This window comes from Neolewinella aurantiaca (genome assembly GCF_008014675.1).
GTDB lineage: Bacteria > Bacteroidota > Bacteroidia > Chitinophagales > Saprospiraceae > Neolewinella > Neolewinella aurantiaca.
The window spans coordinates 36,966-60,841 of the sequence record NZ_VOXD01000008.1; the positions used below are offsets into that span (position 1 = coordinate 36,966).

Genomic DNA, 23,876 nt, shown 5'->3' on the forward strand with positions numbered 1-23,876 from the left:
GATCGCTCCGGCCCTGCTCATTGTCCTTAACCTTGTACCTGCGACCGCGCCGCATAATGCTTCGGATCCCTTAACCCGGATCAGTCGCCGTCCGCATCCGTTACCGTAAGCACAACGCTGATGCTGCTCGACAGATCGACCCTCATCAGCACCAACAACGCCTGATAATCGGCCGTCAGTTGCGAGATGGCCGCTGTGTCATCGGTTACGAGTTCGCCCAGGGTGGTGTTGCGCTGGCTCAGGGCATCCAGATTCGCCGCCACCTTCTCGATCGCCGCCGCAATGCGCGGCGCGACGTCGGTATTGCCCAACTCCGCGAGGTAATCATCGAAGCCATAGCCGTTTCCGGCCGACTCCCCGCCGTAGTAAGCCAGTTCCCATTCGGCAAAACCTGCCCGAAGGCACGCAAGCGAATACGCCGCAAAAGGCGTTTCCACCAGGCTGGCATCAGGAGCCTCCCCACTCTCTTCGCCCGACGGGGTACGTAGCCGGAAGCGAATGGTTTTGTCGAGCTGGTTGATCAATCCGTTAACGAACTGGTTCTGACCACCGCCAACACTGAGGCCGGTATTCGTCGTGAAAGCAGGGCCGGCCTCTAACCAACGATTGTTGAGTTCCGTTGCCACCGTGGTCAGGTAATGGGAGAGCGCCTGCAGGTAATCCCTGCGCGCGGCATCGTTGGTGAAGCGCTGAACCGTGGTGGATTCGTCTTCGGCAAACAACAGGTACTCCAAAGTGCCCAACCCGATGATGGAAGATCCCCGGCTGCTGATGTACGCTTCATCGATCGTTTCTCCGGCGTTGATGGCATCGTCGATGCCTTCTGTGTCCACCGGCCAACGGTGAATGCGGGTATGGAGAAAGAAGTTGGACACCGGCCCAAAGTCGTACACCTCGCACATTTTCCACTGATCCGTGGCGGAGCGCCAGCGAAGTTGTACTTCCGCCAGATTTTGAGTGTCCGGGTTTGCAGCGAATGCATCTGCGGCGGTTTGCAAGGCAGTTGCCTCAGCAACGAACGCAGCATGGGCCGGGACAATGCCGTTGTTGAATACAGCACTTAGTTGGAGGCCCCGCGGATCGGAATAATCGGGCTCGGATTCGTCTTTGCCGCATCCGATGATCAGCAAAACAGTAAACAGTGCCGGAGCGATCCAGTACGCTAAAGAAGTCGTTTTCATTACAGAGAATTTAGGAATGCCAGGAGATCGTCACGCTCGGAAGCGCTGAGCTCTTTGAAGCCTTCCCTGCTGTCGGCGGCTTCGCCGCCGTGCCAGAGAATGGCTTCCTCCAGGTCACGGGCCCGGCCGTCGTGCAGGTAATTCGTATGTCCGTTAACAATGTTGAAAAGGCCGATTCCCCACAGTGGCGGCGTTCGCCACTCCTGGCCTGTGGCCAGAAATTCGGGCGAGTTATCGGCCAGCCCTTCGCCCATGTCGTGCAGCAGCATATCGGTGTATGGTCTGATCGTCTGCCCCGAAAGAACCGGAAAATCAGGGTGATCGCCGGTTACGATCTCTTCCCGGTGGCAAGAGCTGCAGTTCAGTCGCCGGAAGATTTCTTTCCCGCGCAGGACGTCCTGTGCTTCCCAGTTTCTACGTCCTGGCACAGCAAGGGTACTGGAGTAAAGGGTTACCTTCTGCAGGTTATCCATCGGTATTTCGGGGCTACCGCCATTGGCCAGTTCACTGCAATCTTCGCTGGGCGGGCAGTTCTCGTCGGGGAAAAGGTCGGAAGTGATACCGAGGTCGCCGGCAAAAGCCGCCGCAACCTGCTGTAATACGGAAGGCTGGTTGGCCTTCCAGCCGAAACGACCGGGGCGCAGATCATCGGCCACCACGTCGTAGACATAGTTGACTTTCCCGCTGATACCGTCGCCATCGGCGTCGTTCGGGTCCGCCATCGCCAGGAGGGTCGTTTCATCGATGGCCTCGAGTAAGCCCAGGCCAACCATCTGGTTAGCAATGCGGGGTGAGATGTTGGTAGCTGTCAACTCACCCTGCGTCAGTTCACCGATACGGTAATTGGGGCGTTGCAGCTCGTAAGGAGAGCCATCGGCATAACTCCCGGTAATGGTTTCGTAGTCGATAGAGAAGGCTGCTTCGGTATCTACGTTCAGGACGCTCTGGTCCTGAAGCTGCCCGCCGTAATAGGGATCCGGGATGGGATCTCCCGCCAGGGCGTTGCCGGTGCTCAGGCGCAGCAGCAGGCCGTGAGAAACTTCGCCGGGGTATGCTGGTGGCCGGCCCCGACCATCTTTGAAGTGGCAACCCGAGCACGAGCGGGCGTTGAAAAGGGGTCCCAGGCCATCCCGCGCAGTGGTCGACGCCGGCGCGGTAACCCAGTTCTGGTTGAAGAGAGAATTACCCGTAAAGAAATTGAGACCGTCGGTTTCCGACAGGCCCGGCGCCTGAAAACTGAAGGCATCATCGTCGGCAGCAAATATCGTCGTCGTTCCTCCCGAGAGTTCTTCGCCGTTAACAGAACGAAGAGACAAATCATCTTTCTCGCAACTCTGCAGGAAAATCAACAGGGAAAAGGCTAAAAAAGGCCACCCTGGCAGTACGGTAAATTGGGAACTCTTCATCAAAAAAGGACATAATTTTCGGTGTAGGGATAAAAGTACTTAGCGCTTAGGCGCCACGAACGGGTCCCCTAAGCGCTAAACACTTTATACATCAATTGTTCATTACCGGTTTCTACTCGATACGAACCTCGATGCCGATGGCGTCACCGCCTTCAACGATCTTGTCGCCAAGTGCGCGCAGAGCGGTCACAGCAGCAAGTACGTTCGGGCGGGTGCTGTCGTCAGAAATGGCGTAATCAAAAGGAATCGCGGTTTCGTAAACCGCCAATTCAGCGGCTTCGAGGTGAGCGAAAATTTCTCCAGCGAGAACCGGGTCAGCTTCCAGGATGAGGTCAGCGATGGAAGCGCCTTCTACGTCGTTGATGGCACGGGCGAGGTAGACGTCGCGGATACCGTCGTAGTTGAGGCGAAGATCGCGGTGGGTATTGTCGGAGAAGCAAGAGTGCTCATCTTCCTGATCACGGTTGTCGTAAGCGACGAATACACGCTCACCGGCAAGTTCGGACTTAGAAAGTGTAGCAATGGCGGTCATCATGTCGCTCAGTGAAGTAGCGTCGTCCTGTGCGAGGAAAGCCGTACGGTAAGGTCCACCAACGGCCCACTGATCGATGAGGATCTGGAGGTGATCGAGCAGGAGTTCGGAACAAGCTTTGAGGTAAGCGCGGCGGCGGTCCTGGTTGTCGGCGGTGCCACCGTCAACGAAGTCAGTGAAGGAACGCTGACCAGCTTCGAGTGCTGAAGGAGCCGTGAGGTCTTGTCCCCACAGGAGGAACTCGATAGCGTGGTAGCCTACGCTTACGTTTTCTTCGCCACCTTGTCCGTTCAGGTCTGCAAGAGCGTCCTTAGTGATGGTTGGCAGCAGTGCGGGAGAATTGATGAGGCCTGCATCACTGTCGTCATCAACATAGTCAATGTAAGCTTCGTCGAGTGGCCATGAGTTGAGGAGACCTTCGGGGCCTTCTTCGCCGTCAATTACGTCGATGGGTCCGTTGGCGAAGCGGTACGCTTCGGTTGGTCCGTAAGATTCACGGGCGGCGAGCCATGCGTCCTTAGCGGCTTGCTGAGTCGTTGCGGTAGGGTCAGCGATGAACGCAGCAATTGCGGCGTCGAGGGTTACTGCATCAGCGCGCGCAGCTTCGTAGTTAGAGAGTACGAGGTCGGCGTAATCTGCCTTAACCTCATCCTGAGAAGTAAGAAGCGTAATGTCGTCGTCGTCTTCACATGAAGTAAAGCTCATTACGATGCACATGGAGAGGAGGAGGTAAAAATATTTAGTCATAAGTATTCCTATTGGATGTTTGGGGGCGCAAAACTATACTTATTTAGACTATTTAAAAATAGATTTATTGATTTTTTAGCTTCCCTGTTGTTCTTTAACACATTCTGAACCTCGGCTTAATGAAGAGCCGGCGGCATTTGATTCTTGATTTACGGCCACCGTCAGAAATCCGTTCGCAGTAGCCCCGGCTTCAGCCGGTGGTTTATTTACCACTTCACAAAAGCCAAAGCCCCAAAACAAAAGCTGCCAGCAACACACGGGTAGTGTGCTGCTGGCAGCCAGATTTCAGAACGCAGCGCGCTGAGCGCGCTTTGTACAGGTATAACCTACCCTTTAGCTTCCGCTACAAGGGCGATACACTTAGCGGCAAGTTCTTCCATGCCTTTGTAATCGCCGTTGGCGAGCAGGTCTTTGCGCAGCAGACCCGAGCCCATGCCTACGGCAACCGCACCTTCGCCAAACCAGCGGCTGAGGTTTTCGGCGTTAGGTGCAACACCTCCGGTAACCATGATGCTTGTTTGCGGAGACGGAGCGAGCAGGGACTTGATGAAGCCCGGAGCTACAGCATTACCCGGAAAGCACTTCACGATTTCAGCACCAAGGCTTTCGGCCCGGCCGATTTCGGAGGGCGTGAAACAGCCCGGCATCCAACCGATCTTACGGCGGTTACAGAGCGGCGCGATTTCCTCTACGAGCATGGGGCTAACGATGAAGTCTGCGCCTAACTGAATGTAGAGTGCTGCGGTTGGTGCATCCACCACGGAGCCAACGCCAAGGGCAAGGTCCGGGTAGTTCTCGCGGCAGTGCTCGGCCATCAGGTCAAAGACCTTATGCGCACCAACGCCGCGGTTGGTGTACTCGAAACTGCGCATTCCACCGGCGTAGATGGCATCGATTACTTTTTTTGCTTTGTCTACTTCTGCGATGTAAGCCAGGGGCACGATGGCCTGGTCCAGTACCGTACGGTAAACGTCTAATCTTCTCATTCTTTTCACTTTGTGAAAACCCCGGACTCCGCTCATGCTTTGCACGCGCTGCGTCCGGGGTTTACTTTGATTAAATCCTTACGGATTAGTTTGGGTTTACACCTGAGTGCTAATGCACCCTTAGCGGCTAACGCGGCCGGAACCGTCTCCATCCATGAGCGCCATCACTTCTTCGGGAGTAGCCAGGTTGGCATCGCCGAAGATGGAGTGCTTGAGGGCAGAAGCAGCAACGGCAAAGCGCAGTGCCTTTGCGTCGTCGTCTGGCCAGGTCTGGAGGCTGTAAATGAGACCACCCATAAAGCTGTCGCCACCGCCAACGCGGTCAACGATGTGGCTGAGTTGGTAAGTAGGAGCGGTGTACATCTTCTCGCCGTCCCACATTACACCAGACCAGGTGTTGTGGCTGGCAGAGATGGAACCACGCAGGGTGGTGATCACCTTCTTCGCTTTCGGGAAGCGCTTCATGAGCGCCTTACAAACGGGAAGGTAAGCTTCGGGGTCCATGGTGTCTCCCTTGGTTACGTCTACCGATTCGGGGTGAATATCAAAGTGCTTCTCAGCGTCTTCTTCGTTACCGAGGATGATGTCGCAGTGCTCTACGAGCGCGGGCATGATCTCCTGCGGAGACTTACCGTACTTCCATAGTTTCTTGCGGTAGTTGAGGTCGGTAGAGATGGTGATGCCTTTGGCCGCAGCGACTTTACAGGCTTCGAGACAAGCATCAGCAGCGGTTTGGCTCAGAGCGGGGGTGATACCCGTCCAGTGGAACCAGTCTACGTCTTCGAATACAGAGTCCCAGTCGATCTCGCCGGGTTCGATGGTCGCCATACCGGAGTGGGCACGGTCGTAAACTACCTTGGAACCGCGCTGCATTGCTCCGGTTTCGAGGAAGTAAATACCGAGGCGCTCGCCACCGCGTACAACGTGGCTGGTGTCTACACCACGGCCACGAAGGGCCATCATGGCGCAATCGCCGATGTCGTTCTTAGGGATGCGGGTAACAAAACGGGCATCCATACCGTAGTTCGCCAGCGTGACGGCTACGTTGCTTTCGCCGCCACCGTAGATGACTTCGAAGGAGTTGGCTTGTGAAAAACGTTTCCAGCCGGGAGGGCTGAGGCGAAGCATGATCTCGCCGAAGGTTACAATACGTGGCACTTCAAGTTGATTTTGTAGGGTGATCCATTTCTGTGTTGCAAAAACACGGTTTAACACCACAAAGGTAATTACGTATTTTTCTAATACAACTCCTTTATTTTCACCATCCTCACTCAGAAGGTGTTAAAATCGTTTTTTTTACAACGACTACCGTGCAATGGATTGCATTTTAACCCATCTTGCACCTGCGTGCGCGCCGTTTGACCACCATTTTGCGCGAACGCCGGTGCAGGGAAGGTTATGAGTGCCGGGACCTGAATAAATTTCATATCATGAAGCTTCAAAACCACTATATCGATGAACCCAACTACTAACAAGCAAACCGCCGAGGCATTTTATCGCATGGCCTACGAAGGCAACCCCGCCGGGGCCGTCGAAAAATATGTCGGGAGCACCTACATTCAACACAACCCCGCCGTAGCCGATGGTCCCGCAGGCTTTATCGATTACTTCGAACGAATGCACCGCGAATACCCCGAAAAATCGCTCCGCTTTCTACGCTGCATTGCCGAAGGCGATCTCGTCGCTCTCCACACCCACCAAACCTGGCCCGGCAACGATCAGTACGTAACCATGGACTTTTTCCGCTTTGATGAGGATGGGAAAATAGTGGAACACTGGGACGCGATTCAGCAGGTTCCGAACGAGATGGCCCACGAAAACGGAATGATCTAGCGCCCCCGGGCGCCCTTCAAAACCCGGCCAGAGCCGGCCCGCGATCGCAGATTTCCAGTCCGATGCCCAAAGGTCAGATTCAAAAAACCAAAAGTGTTAGATTTTGATGATTTTGTAGGACAGTACAGGATAGTACAATTTTCAGGGTTTGCTATTATGCCGCTACATTTCGCTTCAGAATTGTAAACCCCATATACTTAAATCATCATGCTTAGACAAAACCGTAGAAACTTCCTCCAAACTGCCTCCGTTGGAGCTGGTCTCGTATTTATTCCATCCTGGCTGCGCGCCGGCTTTTCGGGCTTCAGCCCCAACGCTCAGATCAACATCGGGGTCATAGGAACCGGCAAACAGGCCGTTGGCCTGTTTAAACGCGGCAGCGCGATGCCCGAAGCCCGGGTCGTAGCGGCCTGCGACGTCTACCCCGCCAACCTGAAACGGTTCGCCAACACTGTTGCCGCCACCTACGCCGAACAAGCCGGTGGCGGAAAAGAAACCGCCCCCGCCACCTATACCGATTACCGCAAATTGCTGGATCACCCCGGACTCGACGCCGTCCTCATCGCCACGCCCGATCACCAGCACGCGCAGATGTGTATCGACGCGCTCGACCGCGGCCTGCACGTCTACTGCGAAAAACCGCTCGCCCACACCATCGAGGAAGGCCGCGCCATCGTTGACGCCGTGGAACGGAACGGAAAAGTGCTGCAAACCGGCAGCATGCAACGCTCTATGCGGACCTTCCAGCGTGCAGTCGAACTCGTACAGGGAGGTGCCATCGGTGAACTCCGGGAAGCCATCGTGAGCATCGGCGTCCCCGCTAAACCCTTCGACCTCCCCGAAGAGCCTATACCAGACGGCCTTGATTGGAGTACCTGGCTGGACGGCACCGTGGAGCGCCCTTACCACTCTACCCTCTTGCCGGAATCCAACGGCCGAAAATGGGGCGCGTGGCGCGACTACGCTGAGTTTGGCGGCGGCATGATCACCGACTGGGGCGCGCACATGTTCGACATCGTGCAGTGGGCGAAAGGCAAAGACAACTCCGGCCCGACGCAGTTCTTCCCCTCCGGAGGCGACGCCAAATACGGCCTGACTATGTTTTACGACGACGGCTTCCGCGTGGAGCACCGCCAGTTCGGTCGGGGTAACGCCGTCCGTTTCATCGGCTCTGAAGGTTCGCTCGATGTGGGTAGGGGTTTCATCGACAGCACGATTCCCGGCCTCGTTGGTTATAACGACACTAATGCCGCCATGAAAACCAACGCAAACGTAGCCCACTTCCAGGATTTTTACGACGCTATTCTGAAAGGAACCGAACTGCGCTGCCCGGCCGAGACGGGCCACCGGACCTCAAGTATGTGTACCCTGGCGAACATCGCCTACCGCCTGCGCCGTCCGCTGATGTGGGACCCCTCCACCGAACGAATCAGCAACGACCGGGCCGCAAACCGTTTGCTCGGCCCCGAATACCGGATGTCTTTGGGTTAGAAAAGGTAGTGTTATGCGTTAAGCGCTCGGTTAAACCCCCTCCCCAGCCCTCCCCACCGGGGAGGGAGTTTATGAAAACGCTACACGTTTTGAGTGTGAAGTCATGACGGTGCCTTGGAACGGCTTTGCTCGCTTCCGCTCGGAACCTCATCCCCAGCCCTTCTCCGAAGGAGAAGGGAGCTTATGAAAACGCTACGCGTTTTGGGTTGCAAGCTGTTAGGCGGTGACGATCATCTCGGTCTAAAAGCTTAAAATTGAATCCTAAACGTTAACCCTGCCCCAGCCCATCCGCTCGGAAGCTATATTCTCTACACAAGTCTCAAAATGGCTCGTTAAGGATGATCTTGCCTTTAAAACGCCTAGCGTTTTCGCTAGCCCCTAGCCCGTGGGGAAGGGGCTGGGGAGGGGGTTTGGGAGCAGATGTAAACCTACACAAGGAGAGTAACTTCCAGGAAGACATTACAGGCGGCAGATTCGCGGGAGTAGTGCATTTCGTGATACGACGATCCGTCAAAGTTTATAGCTGATGAGATGCTTTTACTTCTGTACTAAGCCAATCTTTGCAGGGTGGTAACAGCGTCATATCTCGTCTAACATACCTGCCGGCGGCCTACTTTTGCTGCGCGGCTTCTGCAAGGTGAGGCAAGAAGATAGTAAAAGCCTTGGCTGTGGCGCCGGCTGATCGTCAATTGTTGCGCTTAGAATTAGGGTTTTACGTCTATGAGTATGAAGTCATAACGGTGCCTTGGAACGGCTTTGCTCGCTCCCGCTCGGAACCTCATCCCCAGCCCTTCTCCGAAGGAGAAGGGAGCTTATGAAAACGCTACGCGTTTTTGGGTTGCAAGCTGTTCGGCGGTGACAATCATCTCGATCTCCACCTGACGTAACCTGTACCGAAACCGGGAAGCCCTGCATCACACCAAATCCTTCAGTGCTCCCGCCAGCTGCGGAAAACGAAAGTTGAAGCCTTCCCGGACCAACCGCTCCGGGACTACGTAGCGACCGTACAGCGCCAGTTCGGGATCGGTGCGGAAGATGTTGTGTGCACCAAAGCGGACGAGCGCGGCCGGAGCCGGCAAGCCGATGTGTACACCGGCCGCTTTGCGCAGGGTTTTCATGAAGGTTCTGTTGTCTACCGGTTCAGGAGCGGAAGCTATGTAAGGACCGGACATTGACTCGTCCTCGATGCCGCGTTGCAGGATAGCATTCATATCGTGCTCATGGATCCAGCTCATGCCCTGTTTTCCGTTGCCCACCGTGCCGCCCAGACCGAGCCGGGTGATGCGAAGCAACGACTCCAACGCACCGCCGTTTTTGCCCAGCACAAAACTGGTACGGATGATGACGCCCCGCATTCCGTCGGGCAAAGCCTCCCGGAAAGCAGCTTCCCACTTTTCACCCACGAAAGGAGCAAGGCCGTAGCCAAAAGGAGAAGCCTCGGTACAGGTTATGTCCGGCGAGTCTCCGTAAAGATGAGCGGTGCTCATCTGAACCCAAACGTCGGGTTTTTTGGTGGTTTGCCGGAGCGCGGCACCAACCGCGGCAGTAGACTCAACCCGGGAGCGCAGGATCTGATCGATATTTTCCGGAGATTTGATGCAGTCGACCGAACGGCCGGCGAGATTGACGATGGCAGTGCAGCCCTCGAGGCTTTGCGCCCAGTCGCCCACGGTTCGGCCGTCCCAGCGGGCGTACTTATGGGGCGACTGCGCCAGCCATTTAGGTTCGCTGCGGCCAATCAGTACCGACTCATAACCTGCTTCGTGAAGCTGATTGGCCAGAGAGCGGCCGATAAAGCCGGTTCCTCCGGTTATTACTATTCGTTTGGGCATGGGGCAGGGATTTGCATGAAAAACGGGTAGCAACGGGGTTGGTTGCAGATTTTTTTTGAAACGTTCCATGGCATGCATCCGCTCTTCCTCCAACCCCACCCTGCACCTGCGGCCCCGCCCATCAAAACTTTTCTTGAAAAAATCAACCCCATGGCGAAGGTTTTTAAAAAAGGTGAAGTCAAACCCGGTAAACCTCCACACTATAAGTTCCTTTTCTACTCGATTTTAATGGTAATGCGCAGCGCTGCAAATTGTCCATTGGGGTTCTCCCCACAGTGATCAGCCCGGAATTAGAGGCTGTGTTTTTTTCATCATACAAAACCGACTAGAATGCGTTTTACCCGAATTGGAACTTTGTTCCTCCTGCTCCTCACGTCCTTGTTTATCGTAAGCTGTGAGCAAGACGAGGAATTGGAAATTCTCGAGTCCGAACTGGCGGACGAAACCACCGACTCTGAACTGCGTAACGGCAATAATAACGGGGGCAATGCCAACAACATGAGTCCTGACCTGATTACCGACTGGACCGACTTGCTCCTGGAAATAGAACGTTACGCCGGAGGCATGCGCCCCAACGCCAGCGCGCGGGCCATGGCCTATATCTACCTGGCCGCCTACGAAACCGCACAGCCCGGTATGCGGGGCTACGTCTCCAACACGAGGTATTTACAGGGGCTAAATATCGACGACGATGAAGCCAGCCGGCAAATCGACGTAGAGATCGCTCTCAACGCCTGCTTCGCAGACGTACTTGACCACTTCCTCATCAACGTGCCGCTGGCACGCAAGGAAGCCATCTCTGAACTGGAAAGCGACTACCGCGCCGAACTGATTGAAGACGTAACGGAACGCGTAGTGACCAACTCGGAAGACTGGGGCACCTACGTAGCCCAGCAAGTGATTGCTTACAGCCAGACGGACACCGAAGCCGAGAACCAGATTCTGGAACCCGTCCCGCTGTCGTACGAGCCCCCGACGGGCCTCGGCTTCTGGACCTATTCCGCAGACCCCGAAAGGGCTTTATTCCCATATTGGGAAAGGGTCCGCACGTTTGTGGTTTCCACCGACGAAACGACGACGGTACCTCCGCTCGCGTATAGCACAGAACCCGGCAGCCCTTACCGCGACCAGATGGAGGAGGTCTACCAGGTCAACAACGCTGCCCGCGAGGACGACGGAGAACAACTCTGGATTGCAGAATTCTGGAGTGATGATGTGGAAGACCTGATGATGAGCCCACCAGCCCGGCAGGTGACGATTGCCAACCAACTTGTCGACCAATATTCATTGAGTATGGCCGAGACTCTCGCTTTGTTCACGAAAATCGGGTTTGCACTCAACGATGCTGCCGTAGCAGCCTGGAAGTACAAATACGAACACATGGTGATGCGCCCGAGCGTGTACCTGCAGGAATTTATCGACCCTGACTTCCAGACCAATCTTTACCGTCTCGTCTATTGGCCCAACCCGGGCTTCCCGGGCTATCCATCGGGGCACTCTTGCTTTGCTTCGGCAGCGGGAGGCATCTTCATCGACACCTTCGGCGACAATACCGACTTTACCGACCTTACTCACGAAGGCAGGGAAGAATTCAGGGGCGCTCCGCGCAGTTTCACCTCCTTCTCGGAGATGGCCGAAGAGAATGCCTTCTCGCGTATTCCGCTGGGCGTTCACGTCCGGATGGATTGTGCGGAAGGATTACGCCTCGGATATGAAATCTCCGACGGCGTCAATAACCTGAGACTGCAACAGCAATCACGGTAATTACAGAGCGGAGAAGCAGAATACAGATTGCAGACGCGTGCGATAAATAGAGCGCAGGGCGCAGATTGCAGAATACGGACAGAAGCTCTGCTTTCTGTATTCTGCTTTCTGTATTCTGTTCTCTGCTTTCTGACTTCCGCTCACTCCCCTTACTGCAGGTGTTCCTCCAGTTTGGCATCATCGACACGGTAGAGTTCCGGCCCGCCCTTTACACCGGGCTTTTTTTCTTCGGTATTGATCAGGAAATCGTAAGAAAGAATTTTGCGCCGGAAGTTCCGGCGGTCCAGTTCTTCATCCAGGATGGATTCGTAAACCTCCTGCGCCTCCTTGAGGGTGAAGCTGTCGGGCAGGAGGTGAAAGGCCAACGGTTGTTGCCGGAGCTCTTCTTTCAGCGCTTCGTAAGCATCGGCCAGTAATGTTTTGTGATCGTAGCCCAGGTCCGGAAGTTTGTTCATTGGGCACCACATTACTTTATCGAGGTATTCCCGTGCAATAGGGTCGTGGTCTTCGGGGCTGACGAGTGCGAAGTAGGTTGTGGTAACAACCCTCCGGACGGGGTGACGGGTCAGTGAACTGTAAGTACCAACCTGATGAATGGGCACATTTTCGACGTTCACCAGATTGCTGAGCAAATGGGTCGCTGTGTCTTCCAGCGTTTCGTGGGGTTGCATAGCTCCCCCCGGCAGTACCCAGTATCCTTTGAATGGTTCTACCGCACGGCGCACGAGCAACACGCGTAGTGCATCTCCCGAAAAACCGAAGATGGCGCAGTCTGCAGTCAGAGCGACTGCATGGCTTTCTGTTGATACTCTGCTGGTATGGTTCGTGTTCATCCTTGTTGTCGTTACTGGTGCAATATAATGGCTGCGGCTCTTAGATTGTTTTCAAATAGTGTGTTACGAATCTCCCTTTCCTCCGGCCCCTCCTTCTCGGTAGAGAGGGGAACATGGCCGGCGGAAAATTAGTGATAGTAGTGCATTTGGCGATACAATGGTCCGCTACGATTTCGGTCTGACCGGTGTTCATCTCGTCTTGCATCCCTGTCCGGAGCGTTCTTTTGAGATTAACAGGGCGTTTTACTTCACCGCTTTTTAAAACTCCCTCCCCACTGGGGAGGGAGTTTATGAAAGCGCTACGTGTTTTGAGGTAAAACGGTCGGTCTGTTTCACCATCAGACTACACCCCTACGTTTAGCGGCCCATCCAGCCTCCGTCAACGAGCAGGACAGCACCGCTGACGTAGTCTGACGCCGGACTCGCAAGAAACACCGTCGGGCCCTTGAAGTCTTCGGGTTGCCCCCAGCGACCGGCCGGAATCCGGCCGAGAATGGAAGTGCTGCGCTCAGGATTATCCTGCAAAGCCTGGGTGTTATCGGTAGCGATGTAGCCCGGAGCGATTGCATTTACCTGGACGCCTTTGCCCGCCCATTCGTTGGACAGCGCCATCGTGAGCTGGCCAATAGCTCCCTTGGAAGCAGCATAGCCCGGCACCGTGATTCCGCCCTGAAAAGTTAGCAAAGAAGCGGTAAAAATCACCTTGCCACTACCCCGCTCGATCATATCGCGACCAAACTCACGGGCAAGAATGAACTGAGCAGACTGGTTGACTTCAATCACTTTATCCCAGTATTCATCCGAATGGGTAGCCGCAGGCTCGCGGAGGATGGTACCGGCATTATTAACGAGGATATCCGGCGTACCGTGGTCCGCCTTCACCTGCTTTACAAAACCATAAAGTGCCTCCCGGTCACTGAAGTCACAACGATAGGCTGTGAATTTTCTGCCCAGCGCGGTAATCACCTCCTCGATTGCGGAACCGGAAGATTCAAGGCTGGCCGACACACCGATGATGTCTGCCCCGGCCTCAGCGAGGCCGACGGCCATAGCGAAACCGATGCCCCGTTTACAGCCGGTCACCAGGGCAGTTTTACCGGAGAGGTTGAATTTTTCTAAGATCATAGTAATTTTATAAAAGGTAAGGAATGGCTGCTTTTTTTAGCTGCCGGCAACTCAGGCCTGATTATCGGATATTGTCCAGTGGAGCGGCGTCCATATCGGTAAATGCCTGATTTTCTCCGGCCATTCCCCATACAAAACGGTACGCGCTGGTACCTGCTCCGCTGTGAATACTCCAGGGAGGAGAGATGACCGCCTCGAAATTGCGCACTGCAATGTGACGGGTTTCGGTAGGTTGGCCCATGAAGTGCATCACCAGTTCCTCCTGCGGTACATCGAAGTACAGGTACACCTCCATCCGGCGTTCGTGGGTGTGCGGCGGGAAAGTATTCCAGATATTGCCGGACAGTAGTTCCGTGAAGCCCATCACCAGCTGGCAGCTCTGCACGCCGTTCTCGTGGATGTATTGAAAAAGTACGCGTTTGTTGGCATGCTCATCGTCGCCGAGTTCAACCCGGTTGGCGTCCGACTGGGTGGCCTTTGTGGTTGGATATTCTTTATGGGCAGGAGCCGAGTTGAGATAAAAATGCGCGGGCGCACCGGCATCGTTACTGGCGAAGGAAACGGTTTTGCTGCCACGGCCGACATAGAGGCAATCGAAACGATCCAACTCGTACGTTTTGCCGTCTACGCTCACGCTGCCGGCGCCTCCCAGGTTGAGTACACCGAGTTCCCGTCGCTCCAGGAAGTAGTCGGCGCGCAGGTCGTCGTCGTTGGGCAACTCAATGGCAGCCGACGTCGGAACAACCCCTCCGAAAATGAAGCGATCGTAATGCGAGTAAACCAATTCGATTTTTCCTGCCTCCATCATGTTTTGAGCAAGAAACTCTGTACGCGTCTGGTCGGTAGTGAAAGTTTTGAAGTGTTCGGGATGGACCCCGTAGCGGGTTTTCATGACTGTATTTTTTTAATTGCGTCAAATGTACACAGAAAAACGTCTGTGGTTCAATTTCCGGCTTAAGTAATTGATTTGTTGATGGGCGACGGTGCGCAGGTGCAATGGGATGGATGGGTGATTAGCTACTACCTCAGGGTGTTAGCCCGACAAGACCGATACCCGGCATTGCTCGCCCAAACGCCCCTCCTACTCCAGTTCGTACGAAACCGTATATGTTCCTGACCCCAGAGTAATTGGTGTTTGTGAAGCCCCCGGTACTGCATTACCTGACCAGGATTCACCATTCATTTTCACCGTTCCGGCTCTGGCGGCGCTGAGAGGTAAGATCGCAGTAGTATTGAATGGGATGGTAAGCTGCATTGAAAACAGCTCACCCTGTTTCTTCCATTTATTCTCGATCACTCCAAATGGGCTGGAGATGCGTGTATCGGCGTGATCGATTGCCTCCGGAACAAGGGGATCAAGGATGAATTCTTTATAGCCAGGGCCTTTTATTACCGGCTTGATCCCACCCAAACGCTCGTAGAAGTAAGCGGCAAAACCGCTGTGCATCGGGTGATTGAGTGAATTACTGAACTCGATGCCTGTTGACCAGTCGAACTGCCGCTCCGGCCAGGTCGTGAAACCGGTGTTCAATATGAAAGCCTGACTGGGGAACTCAGGGTTAGTAAGTACACTATAGGCGAGGTCGGCCTTTTCGTAATCGCTCAATACGGTATATAAATAGCGATTTCCGTGAATGCCGACGGTGTGGTGGCCATTATTGACTTCTTCAATATCGTAGATCAGACCGTTCAAAACGCTTTGCTCTTCCTCCCCGGGTACGAGATCGAACTGCATAGCCATCACAGTGGCCGTCTGGCTGCCGTACCAGCGGTGATTGGTGCCTGGTATCGGTTCCTGATATACGCGGTTAAACGCAGCCCTCAGGTCGCTTATCTCATTCGTAAGAAACCGGGTGTATTGCTCGTCTTCCACCAAGACCGAAAAGGTCTTCATGACTTTCAAAATGTCGTAAAAATAGGCTGTTGCTGAGACAACCGGATGACACTCCATTGCCGACGGGTTTTTCCTGCGATCCCAGCGCGGAGGGCACCAGTCTCCCATACCATTTTCGATAATTCCGTCAGCATTTTTAAAGCTGAGGTAGTAGGCTGTAAGCTGCTTCATGTCTGCGTAGTTGTCGAGGACGATTTGCTCGTTGCCGTAATGGAGGTAATGATACCAGGGCAGGTAGATAGCCGCAACACCCCAGTCAAGTTTTGCAATGGTCGAGGTCCGCCGGCCGGGAGCGATCATCGTGGGCACCAGAAAATCCTTTTCTTCTTTTGCTCCTTTTACCCTCCGAAACTGCGTTCGGATGTCTTCCATGTATTTTTCGTAGAACGACGCCACGTCGTAATTGTAAAGAGTAAATTCCGCAGCGGCGTGGGCATCGCCCAGCCAGCCGCATTTCTCGCGGTGCGGGCAATCTTCCGGAATGCCATGAAGGTTATCGACAACAGTCCATTTACTGACTTCCAACATCCGGTTCAGCAGAGAATCCGAACACTGAAAATCTCCGGTTTCCTCCACGTCAGTACTCACCAGATAGGCGGTAAAGTCCTCTTTGCGCGGCCGTTGGCTAAGGCCCTCTACTTCCGCGTAGCGGAAGCCGTGGTAGGTAAAGCTTGGCTCCCAGCTCTCGCGCGCATCACTTCCGCACACGTACACCAGTTGCTGAGACAGGCCGCTGGCACCACCACCGGTAGAACCAAGAAAGAGCGCGTCTTCGTTCCGCTTCAACGCCTCGGCCAGTTGCAAATGAACCCTCGTTCCCGCTTTTTCCCGGACGCTGAGGCGAATCCAGCCAGCGATGTTCTGGCCGAAGTCGATGATCCAGTTTCCGTTCGTGGCCCGAAAGATTTTTTGTGGCTCCAACGCCTTCAATTTCCTGATCGGAGGAATTACCTGTGGCTTTAGGGTTCCCACTACCGGACTGGTTACCGTTACTTTTCGATTTCTGGAATCGTCGTAGCCGTTTTCGTTCCATCCTTTGTTCGAAAAGCGCGCGTCGTAGGTTTCTCCACCGTAGATGTTGTCGAACACGATTGGGCCGGGAACTGAGGTCCAGCTCCCGTCCGTTACGATGGCTTCCGAAGTACCGTCTTCGTACCTGATTTTAAGCATCAAACGAACTGCCGGCGGACCGTAAGCCAGGTTTTTTTCGGATTCGGGATCGCGCTTGAAAGCCAGGTTCTGCCCGTAAAAACCGTTACCAAGTTTTATCCCGAGTGTATTAGCGTCTTCAAGGATATGTTCCCTGGCGTTCAGAACCACGTAATAGGCGGTCTTATCGTAATTCGACGGAGCGGGGTCCAGCTTATGATCACCAACTTTTTTCCCGTTCAGGTACACCTCGTAGTAGCCCAGGCCCGTCACGTAGACGGTAGCGTCCGTCACCTTCTTCCCGGTGATAAATTCGCGCCGGAAGTAACCCGCCGGAAAACTGGTCGCTGAAATCGGTTTTTCCATTTTACCCGTTTGTACGTTTCTGAACCGGTGTTCCGATGTTCGTTCGTCTGCGGGTACCGTGATCCAACGTGCACCGGTCCATGCCTCTTCTCCTTGAAGCCCGGTCGTGAACGTTTGTACCGGGGACCAGGACGAAGCCAAGGCCGCTTCATCCCAGATTCGAACCTTCCAGTAGTAGGTCTTCCCGGCTTCCAGTGACTCGCCGCCGAATTCGTTGTGAACGGAGCTGGCCGCCGCGAGCTTCCCGGAATCCCATACGTCTCCCACGTCCTTCGCCAACAGTTCCGGAGCTGAAGAGACTAGTAGCCGATAAGCGGATTGATAACGGTTGGTCCCTCCCGCCGATACAACCCAGGAAAACCGGGGCTTCAGCCCGTCAATGACCATTGGGTTTTCTGCATAATTACACAGCAGGCGCTCGAATGCAATAGCTCCTGGTCTCAGGCGCTCTTGTTGATTTGAAGGGTAAGGCAATAGATTACCTGACGTAGCGGTTTTTGGGGCGCGGCCGCAGGTGCAAAGTGACAGGATAAAGAGCAGGGAAAAGAGGATAGGTCTTTGCATTCATCAATTATTTTGCTGAAGGCATAGCGCCTCCTTTTTGATACGTTTAAGAGGGCCACTGTCCCCTAAGACATACATTCTTCGATAATCAGTTCCTTTTTGCTTTTCAGCGACAATAACTCTGGCATCAGGGTGTGCATTTTCAATCAAAGAAGAAATGGCGAACGTGGATTTTTTTCTGCTCAAAAAAACATTGGCTTTACTGAAAGTAGCTCCGGCATCAAAGCTGTCCCATCGACTTACCTCACCAATACCTTCTTCATTTTTGCTCTCCAGGTAAGCACTCACTTCATTAGGAGCCCCTGCTTTTATATTCCCTCCCCCAACAGGAAGGCCGGCGTTTTCGTTTTGCACCCATTCCGTTCCATCCCATCGGAAGTGGTGCATGTTTTTTGGCGCACTCCTTCTCTCCCCCACATCTTTGCCAATGGTGACACCGACATGAGGATTCCCATCAGTATCTAAGTCCACGACACCCTGAAAAGTCCAGTTCCCTGGTGTTGTTGTAACCAATGCCTTTGCGTCCGCTTCCTCCTTTGTCACCGGCACCTTCATGGGCTCACCCTTTACGTTTTGCCACGATCCGGTTTTCGTGTCAAACACCATATAATATAAATTATACCTCTTCGCTATGTGCCCCAAGCTTTGTCCTGTTTTATCGCCGTCGCTGCAGAGGTGATAATCGAACGCAACGATCAACTCATTTCCATTTCCTTTCGTAATCCAGGGGTACCAGGAGTCTTCCGCGGACTGATCGGTTCTACGTTTGTGCTTCAAAAACGAAACGGGGTCCTCGAATGTACGGCCGTTATCCGTTGATTTCTGGTACACCCAATTGCTCCGGTGAGCGCCATGACGATAAAATAAATATATATCCCCATTGTCCATTTTAATGAACTGATTGTAGGTGCCAAAAGGAGGGATATTATCCAGCGTCTCCCAGCTGGAGATATCTAAAGATTTTTTTGATACAGCGTGTGAGTTTCTTCCATAATGATGGTTCCCTAATACGTTCTCTCCATGCTTACGCATTCCACCATGGCCACCGAATGCGATATGAATATATCCGGCGTCATCAATTATGATCGAAGGTTTACCGTGATTGTCTATTCTTTTTTTTCGGTCTGGGTCTTTACCCATTTCACTTACGCCCGCCTTAAACGGCCCTTTCCACTCCTTGGTCTTATGGTTGTATGAAGCTACGTAAGGGTCTTCAAGGGGCCCCTGGTAACAAACATAGGTGATCCCCTTGTGGTACACTCCCGCAGGATGCTGTACCACAGCGACCGCATTGCCAAAACCATTGTCCGCAAAAAAATCGGCCAATGGCTCATCATTACTTTTCTCCACCTGAGGTTTTTCTTTGACGGTGCAAGCCAGCAGAAAAAAACATAAACTCAGATTGATTATTACTAGTAGTTTCTTATTCATTGAAAATATGATTTATTCCTAATTTTCCTCACGTAATCAGAATGATGAATTGCCGGCAAGGCTCGATTGACTGCGTTAGCCAGCAAGAAACACCCGACAGCTAACAGCCTCCGTGCCCATTTCCACATACAGTGGCAAAGCCTGCACCCCGGGCACCATATTGAATACCCGCTCCCGCTTGGTTTCCTTGATCTGTAAAGGACCGGTTGCTTGCACAACTACCATGCTATCGGGTTTTACTACGTGGAAGGTCTTCTCATCGATACGCTTCACTTCGTCGGTAGCAACTGAAACAAGCGGTAGCACGAGCCGAACCGCCGGCCCGCCCTCAGTGCTGGGCTCAACGGAAAAGGTGAAGGCCTGCTCATCGATGGTGTAAGCAATCGTATACGGTAACGTGCCAGCAGTGGGCGGGAGTTGCTCCTTGTCCAGGAGCTGAACTTCCGCCCATACGTTGACCTTACCGTCACCCTCCGTTGTTGCCACCTTGGCACCAAGGTCGTAGAGGTTAGTGTACCATTTCCCGTCTATCATCGCTTCCAGGCGCGGGGTAAGGGCAAATTCTTCGTCGTCCGGATCTGGTTGCTGGTTGAATTTTTCCACCAGGATGTACTCGGCCATGCTGGCGACGAAGAGCGGTCCGACGGCTTCGTGCCAGACCATACCGGGTGCTCCGCCCGTAGCCGCGAAGCAGTGTTCTTTGTAGATGAAGTCGTAGGAAGAAACCGTCGCCCGCCAGGGGCCACGGGCCAGGAGCCAGACGTCGACCTCGGGGAAGTGACGTACTCCGTCGGCTACCTCCCGGGGCAACTTATCCCCGGGCTCCAGGGCGGTCAGGGCGGCCGGGCCGTCGAGCAGGGCGGCCAGCGGCTTGGCGTGAGCGAAGGTGTGGTGGATGCAGGGCGGCACTCCGTGTTCGGCGTAGTGGAGACCGCCGTAAATGAGACCGTTGGCAGCCGTACAGCGTTCTAACAACTGGGTGGTTCTGATGGCAGCGGTGGCGAAGGCGGGGTTGCGGCCGGCCATGAGGGCGTAGGCCGTCTGGCTACCGTCCGTAGTCCGACTGCCCCAGTAGCTCCATTTGGCCTGCCGGGTTCCCCAGCTGTTGTCCCAGCCGCCGTCGGGAAGCATGAACGCAAGGTGACCCTCCAGCGACCTGGTCAGCAGGTCGAGCAGTTCTTCGTCACCCACGTGCAGGGCGTAGTGTGCCACCCCGTTGAGGGACTCCTCTACGTTGTACCCGAGGTCGACGGGGCGAAGCCCCTTCGATGAAAGTGCGTCACTCGGCTTTCCTTCCCCGAAGAGGAGGGTATTGGGTTTTGTGAACCACTGCTTCGCATCCTTTCCCAGCACCCGCGCCCGCGCCTCATACTTGCCTTCCTCAAGCACCTCGCCGATAAGGATAAAGGCGTGGAGAGCCGTGAAGCCGTAGTTGATATTGGTAAAGTTCAGGTCGAAGTTGGCAAGCAGGTACTCCCCTACCCGACTCAGCCGCGCCCGCCATCTTTTCTGTAGATCAACGGGGAAAATACCGCCGTGGTACTTCAGGGTTTCGGCGAGGGCAATGGCTCCGAAAACGGAAATTCCCCGCCATGTTTTCGGGTTCGGCATCACCGTCCAACTTCCGTCAGGTTGCGAAACGTTGCGTTCCGCCCACTCCATCACCCCCATGGCCGCTGTGAGGTATTTCTCTTCGCCCGTGGTTTTAGCGAGGTGCGCGAAGGGGTAAACCGCATCCATACACCGCCCGTGAATACGGCCGCAGGCAGGGCACATAAGGGCTCCATGGGTCGTCGGGTCGCCCGGACTATCAACCTGCATCGCAAGCATTCCGTCGCCCCATCTCAGCAACAAACGCTCCACTAGCCCCTCAAAATCAGAACTTTCCAACGAATGACCTGAAGTTACCATTGATTCACTCGTTGTTCCTGAACAGCTATTGATGGGCAGCAGCAGCCCGGCGGCAGAGAGCGCTAAAAAAGTACGGCGTTGCATGATAGAGGAATTAAAATGGAGATCAAAAGCGGTTTGGAGGAGGTACCCGAAATGCGGAATATTACGCGTCAGGACAAGCAAACAAAACATCTTCGAGCTTATCCGGTGGGTCTTCGTTTTCAGCCCGTAACCTGCAGTATGCTTCTACATTCATCATTCCTCCCGTCCGGTAAAAAAGGTTACGCAGGCTTTTCAGGTGATGTTCCTTATCACCAAGTTGCTGGTATTCCCATTTTTTGCCGTCGAAAGCGTAGGGTTTCAGGTAATCGTAGGCAGCACGAATACTCCCTCCGGCGGGATTCTGGTAATTCCAGAGGTCTACACCCAGATGCCGGCCGTGCCATGCCAGGCGCGTCATACCCCGCAAGTTCATGGTTGAATAGCTGATTGATTTCGTCCGTGCCAGTTCGTGCGGCTGGCTGCCGTCGGCCTCTATCTGAACGTCAATCAGCCGCGACTTACCGGATTTCAACACCTCACGCGCTTCCTCCTCCCGGCCCAGGTAGCGGAGCAAACAAACCACCTGCACATCGTACCAGGTAGCATGGTTGTTGGGGCGCGTGCCTTCCTCAACTCCAAGTTTGCTCGTTTGGAGCCATCCGACAAAATCGTTCAGCCAGGTGTGCATTCCCTTTTTTGTCCGCTCGGGCAACATTTTTCCGAGCTCCAGCAGCTCCAATGCATCGACAATGTCCTGAATCGCCGTGGTCTCGATAATCCCAAAACACCGCCCGTCGTTTCTTCCTGGTATTCCCTGGCCAAAATTCAGGTTAGGGTTCATTTTAGTGTCAGGATCCAGAAACCAGGTATTGATCTGCTCGACCGCCCTCTTGCCGTACTTTTCGTCTCCGGAGAGCCAGGCCACCAGGGCCAGTTTCCCGATGGTTCGCCAGGTTCGGCTCTTCGCCTGGTTATCGGTGTTACCGTCCTTGGTCAAAGGGTTGACCTCTCCGTCTTTTCTGATCCAGGGCAGGCCGTCCGGCTTGTTTGGGTCAGGCCACCAGTAGGGAGCCAGGCTGATGTAATCGTGCATGTCTCCGCTGGGGGGCATTACCGTTTTCTGCATCACCGAGCTAAGCGGAGCTTTCATCAGTTTGTCGGCATCTCGTATCGTCCTGCGATAGAGCTCCTGATGGAGCCTGTTGTTTCTGATTTGTTCCCTGAGGCTGGTAATTTTTGCCAGGTCGTAGTTGGTGAGTTGCCCGGAAACCTGCATTGGGTTCGAGTTTCGCTCGGGTGAACTCGTCCGGGCCTTTTGCTCTACAAAATAAGGCTGGAAGGTGTAAGAAGAGTTTGCGTCCCAAAGGGCATTCGTTCGGGGGAGGTAAGCCTTAATTTTCTCGATCTCTCCTGCGTACTGTGGCTGACCGGCCAGATTTATCAGCTCATCCGGATCGGTTGTATGATCGTAGAGTTCCTCCGCTCCGTCTTCGTACCTGATGTACCGGAACCGCTCAGTCCGAACGGCGTGGTTGTTCATTCCGTGGGTTGTAATCGCCACCGCGTGGGCGGAACTTCTTTCTCCTTTCATCACCGGTACGAGGCTTTCCCCTTCGTTCTTACTGTATTGCGGTAATCCGCAAAGTTCCAGTAAGGTTGGGTAGACCGAAAGTAATTCGGCCGGATCGTCAATAACCTTTCCCCGGGGAAGGTCCGGGGCTGCAAACATCATTGGCACCCTGGTGGCCGGTTCCCAGAGCGCATGCTTCGCGAAGGTTCCCTTTTCCCCTAAACGGTAGCCGTGGTCAGACCACAGTACAATCACCGTATCATCCGCGTGGCCGCTACGATCAAGTGCGTCCAGGACCCTGCCTATTTCATTGTCCACGAAACTGATACAGGCCAGATAAGCCTGGATGATTTTCGGCCATTCTCCGCTGCGTATTGCCCACTCGGTTGTCGGCATCATCGGCAGGTCATTGATCTTCATGGCTACGGGCGGAACGTCGTTCAGGTCTCCCTCATGATAAACCGGCGTCGAGATGTCCTCCAACGGATACAAATCGAACCATTTCTGAGGCACGTACAGCGGCACGTGAACGCGCAGCAGGCCGAGCGCCATGAAGAAGGGGCTGTCGTAATCGCGCTCCAGGCGATCTATAACCCAGTCGACGGACCGGTGATCGGGCATCAGCGAATCGGCCGCAGGGAACGGGCCCCAGTCGGTACTCGTTCGCCCGTAGCGCTTCCGGTCCGAGGTACCGAAGCCATCCCACACAAAGCGTTCAGGGGGCAGCGGGCCAAAGCCTTTCTCCCGCCCTCCGGATTCATCGAGCACCCCTTTGGGAGCATGAGTGTGAAACAGCTTTCCGATTCCCATCGTACGGTAGCCATGAGTGCTGAAGTATTCGGGAAGAAACAGAATTTCCTTGGTGGCGGGGTTTTCCGAACGGATCTTTTCGTCCGGTATCATCCCGTAAATGCCGGTAGTCGACGGCCGCAACCCCGTCATGATCGACGCCCGGGAAGGGCCACAAAGTGGCGCCTGGCAATGGGCGTTTGAAAACGTTACCCCGCGTGCCGCCAAGCGGTCGAGGTTCGGCGTTTTCGCATCAGCATAACCACCCAGCACACCGGAGAGTGTGTTGAGGTCGTCTACTGCAATAAAAAGGACATTAGGATGCTCCTTGCTTCTGGCCGAAACAGCGTCTTTTTTTGCCGCACAGGCACAGCAACAAGCAACAAGCATTGCGGCCCATACTACGTGAGGGAGTTTCATAAAATCCTTGGTTTTGCATGACGAAAAT

Annotated in this window: 16 protein-coding genes; 3 read left to right on the top strand and 13 right to left on the bottom strand. The window is 54.4% G+C overall.

Going from position 1 to position 23,876, the window contains the following annotated elements:
* Nucleotides 1-80: 80 nt before the first annotated feature.
* The 5 genes from FUA23_RS06835 to FUA23_RS06855 all read right to left on the bottom strand — a co-directional run bounded on the left by FUA23_RS06835 (nucleotide 81) and on the right by FUA23_RS06855 (nucleotide 6,010).
* Complete coding sequence (locus FUA23_RS06835; RefSeq protein WP_147929985.1) at nucleotides 81-1,181, bottom strand: imelysin family protein; 1,101 nt, start codon at nucleotides 1,179-1,181, stop codon at nucleotides 81-83.
* Nucleotides 1,181-2,587 carry a di-heme oxidoreductase family protein gene (locus FUA23_RS06840; RefSeq protein ID WP_147929986.1) on the bottom strand — a complete coding sequence of 469 codons (1,407 nt, stop codon included), beginning with the start codon at nucleotides 2,585-2,587 and terminating at the stop codon, nucleotides 1,181-1,183. The genes FUA23_RS06835 and FUA23_RS06840 overlap by 1 nt, the downstream gene beginning before the upstream one ends.
* A gap of 112 nt (nucleotides 2,588-2,699) precedes the next feature.
* Entirely contained in the window at nucleotides 2,700-3,866 is a 1,167-nt protein-coding gene (locus tag FUA23_RS06845) for an imelysin family protein (RefSeq protein WP_222707002.1), read from the bottom strand.
* A 326-nt stretch (nucleotides 3,867-4,192) separates the two neighbouring features.
* A complete protein-coding gene (locus FUA23_RS06850) occupies nucleotides 4,193-4,852 on the bottom strand; it encodes a beta/alpha barrel domain-containing protein (protein ID WP_147929988.1) in 660 nt (219 codons plus the stop codon).
* A 120-nt stretch (nucleotides 4,853-4,972) separates the two neighbouring features.
* Nucleotides 4,973-6,010, bottom strand: coding sequence for a sugar kinase (locus FUA23_RS06855; protein ID WP_147929989.1), 1,038 nt, complete (start codon nucleotides 6,008-6,010; stop codon nucleotides 4,973-4,975).
* Nucleotides 6,011-6,307: 297 nt separating this feature from the next.
* Between FUA23_RS06855 and FUA23_RS06860 the strand changes: the two genes are divergently transcribed.
* The gene (locus FUA23_RS06860) at nucleotides 6,308-6,685 is read left to right on the top strand and encodes a nuclear transport factor 2 family protein (protein WP_147929990.1); all 378 of its coding nucleotides are present in this window, start codon (nucleotides 6,308-6,310) and stop codon (nucleotides 6,683-6,685) included.
* A 207-nt stretch (nucleotides 6,686-6,892) separates the two neighbouring features.
* Nucleotides 6,893-8,176, top strand: a complete 1,284-nt coding sequence (locus FUA23_RS06865; RefSeq protein WP_147929991.1) for a Gfo/Idh/MocA family protein — start codon at nucleotides 6,893-6,895, stop codon at nucleotides 8,174-8,176.
* A gap of 914 nt (nucleotides 8,177-9,090) precedes the next feature.
* Here FUA23_RS06865 and FUA23_RS06870 read toward each other — a convergent pair.
* Complete coding sequence (locus FUA23_RS06870; protein ID WP_147929992.1) at nucleotides 9,091-10,008, bottom strand: TIGR01777 family oxidoreductase; 918 nt, start codon at nucleotides 10,006-10,008, stop codon at nucleotides 9,091-9,093.
* A 330-nt stretch (nucleotides 10,009-10,338) separates the two neighbouring features.
* On the opposite strand from FUA23_RS06870, the gene FUA23_RS06875 reads away from it, so the two are divergent.
* Complete coding sequence (locus FUA23_RS06875; protein WP_147929993.1) at nucleotides 10,339-11,772, top strand: vanadium-dependent haloperoxidase; 1,434 nt, start codon at nucleotides 10,339-10,341, stop codon at nucleotides 11,770-11,772.
* Between the two features lie 149 nt (nucleotides 11,773-11,921).
* Here FUA23_RS06875 and FUA23_RS06880 read toward each other — a convergent pair whose 3' ends face one another.
* The 7 genes from FUA23_RS06880 to FUA23_RS06910 form a co-directional block, all read right to left on the bottom strand.
* The gene (locus FUA23_RS06880) at nucleotides 11,922-12,605 is read right to left on the bottom strand and encodes an NUDIX hydrolase (protein ID WP_147929994.1); all 684 of its coding nucleotides are present in this window, start codon (nucleotides 12,603-12,605) and stop codon (nucleotides 11,922-11,924) included.
* 357 nt (nucleotides 12,606-12,962) lie between these two features.
* Nucleotides 12,963-13,727, bottom strand: a complete 765-nt coding sequence (locus FUA23_RS06885; protein WP_187270926.1) for an SDR family oxidoreductase — start codon at nucleotides 13,725-13,727, stop codon at nucleotides 12,963-12,965.
* A 64-nt stretch (nucleotides 13,728-13,791) separates the two neighbouring features.
* Nucleotides 13,792-14,622 carry a 5-dehydro-4-deoxy-D-glucuronate isomerase gene (kduI, locus tag FUA23_RS06890; RefSeq protein WP_147929996.1) on the bottom strand — a complete coding sequence of 277 codons (831 nt, stop codon included), beginning with the start codon at nucleotides 14,620-14,622 and terminating at the stop codon, nucleotides 13,792-13,794.
* A 189-nt stretch (nucleotides 14,623-14,811) separates the two neighbouring features.
* The gene (locus tag FUA23_RS06895; RefSeq protein ID WP_147929997.1) at nucleotides 14,812-17,703 is read right to left on the bottom strand and encodes a family 78 glycoside hydrolase catalytic domain; all 2,892 of its coding nucleotides are present in this window, start codon (nucleotides 17,701-17,703) and stop codon (nucleotides 14,812-14,814) included.
* 3 nt (nucleotides 17,704-17,706) lie between these two features.
* Nucleotides 17,707-19,134: a BNR-4 repeat-containing protein gene (locus FUA23_RS06900; protein ID WP_147929998.1), complete on the bottom strand. Its 1,428-nt coding sequence runs from the start codon at nucleotides 19,132-19,134 to the stop codon at nucleotides 17,707-17,709.
* Between the two features lie 75 nt (nucleotides 19,135-19,209).
* A complete protein-coding gene (locus FUA23_RS06905) occupies nucleotides 19,210-21,129 on the bottom strand; it encodes a hypothetical protein (RefSeq protein ID WP_147929999.1) in 1,920 nt (639 codons plus the stop codon).
* A gap of 61 nt (nucleotides 21,130-21,190) precedes the next feature.
* Entirely contained in the window at nucleotides 21,191-23,848 is a 2,658-nt protein-coding gene (locus FUA23_RS06910; RefSeq protein WP_147930000.1) for an alginate lyase family protein, read from the bottom strand.
* Nucleotides 23,849-23,876: the final 28 nt, after the last annotated feature.

Bases quoted from the DNA above. Each gene is read 5' to 3' on its own strand.
- FUA23_RS06835 (WP_147929985.1), bottom strand. From the start codon at position 1,181: ATGAAAACGACTTCTTTAGCGTACTGGATCGCTCCGGCACTGTTTACT.
- FUA23_RS06850 (WP_147929988.1), bottom strand. From the start codon at position 4,852: ATGAGAAGATTAGACGTTTACCGTACGGTACTGGACCAGGCCATCGTG.
- FUA23_RS06870 (WP_147929992.1), bottom strand. From the start codon at position 10,008: ATGCCCAAACGAATAGTAATAACCGGAGGAACCGGCTTTATCGGCCGC.
- FUA23_RS06840 (WP_147929986.1), bottom strand. From the start codon at position 2,587: ATGAAGAGTTCCCAATTTACCGTACTGCCAGGGTGGCCTTTTTTAGCC.
- FUA23_RS06865 (WP_147929991.1), top strand. From the start codon at position 6,893: ATGCTTAGACAAAACCGTAGAAACTTCCTCCAAACTGCCTCCGTTGGA.
- FUA23_RS06875 (WP_147929993.1), top strand. From the start codon at position 10,339: ATGCGTTTTACCCGAATTGGAACTTTGTTCCTCCTGCTCCTCACGTCC.
- FUA23_RS06905 (WP_147929999.1), bottom strand. From the start codon at position 21,129: ATGCAACGCCGTACTTTTTTAGCGCTCTCTGCCGCCGGGCTGCTGCTG.
- kduI (WP_147929996.1), bottom strand. From the start codon at position 14,622: ATGAAAACCCGCTACGGGGTCCATCCCGAACACTTCAAAACTTTCACT.
- FUA23_RS06895 (WP_147929997.1), bottom strand. From the start codon at position 17,703: ATGCAAAGACCTATCCTCTTTTCCCTGCTCTTTATCCTGTCACTTTGC.
- FUA23_RS06860 (WP_147929990.1), top strand. From the start codon at position 6,308: ATGAACCCAACTACTAACAAGCAAACCGCCGAGGCATTTTATCGCATG.
- FUA23_RS06900 (WP_147929998.1), bottom strand. From the start codon at position 19,134: ATGAATAAGAAACTACTAGTAATAATCAATCTGAGTTTATGTTTTTTT.
- FUA23_RS06845 (WP_222707002.1), bottom strand. From the start codon at position 3,866: ATGACTAAATATTTTTACCTCCTCCTCTCCATGTGCATCGTAATGAGC.
- FUA23_RS06880 (WP_147929994.1), bottom strand. From the start codon at position 12,605: ATGAACACGAACCATACCAGCAGAGTATCAACAGAAAGCCATGCAGTC.
- FUA23_RS06910 (WP_147930000.1), bottom strand. From the start codon at position 23,848: ATGAAACTCCCTCACGTAGTATGGGCCGCAATGCTTGTTGCTTGTTGC.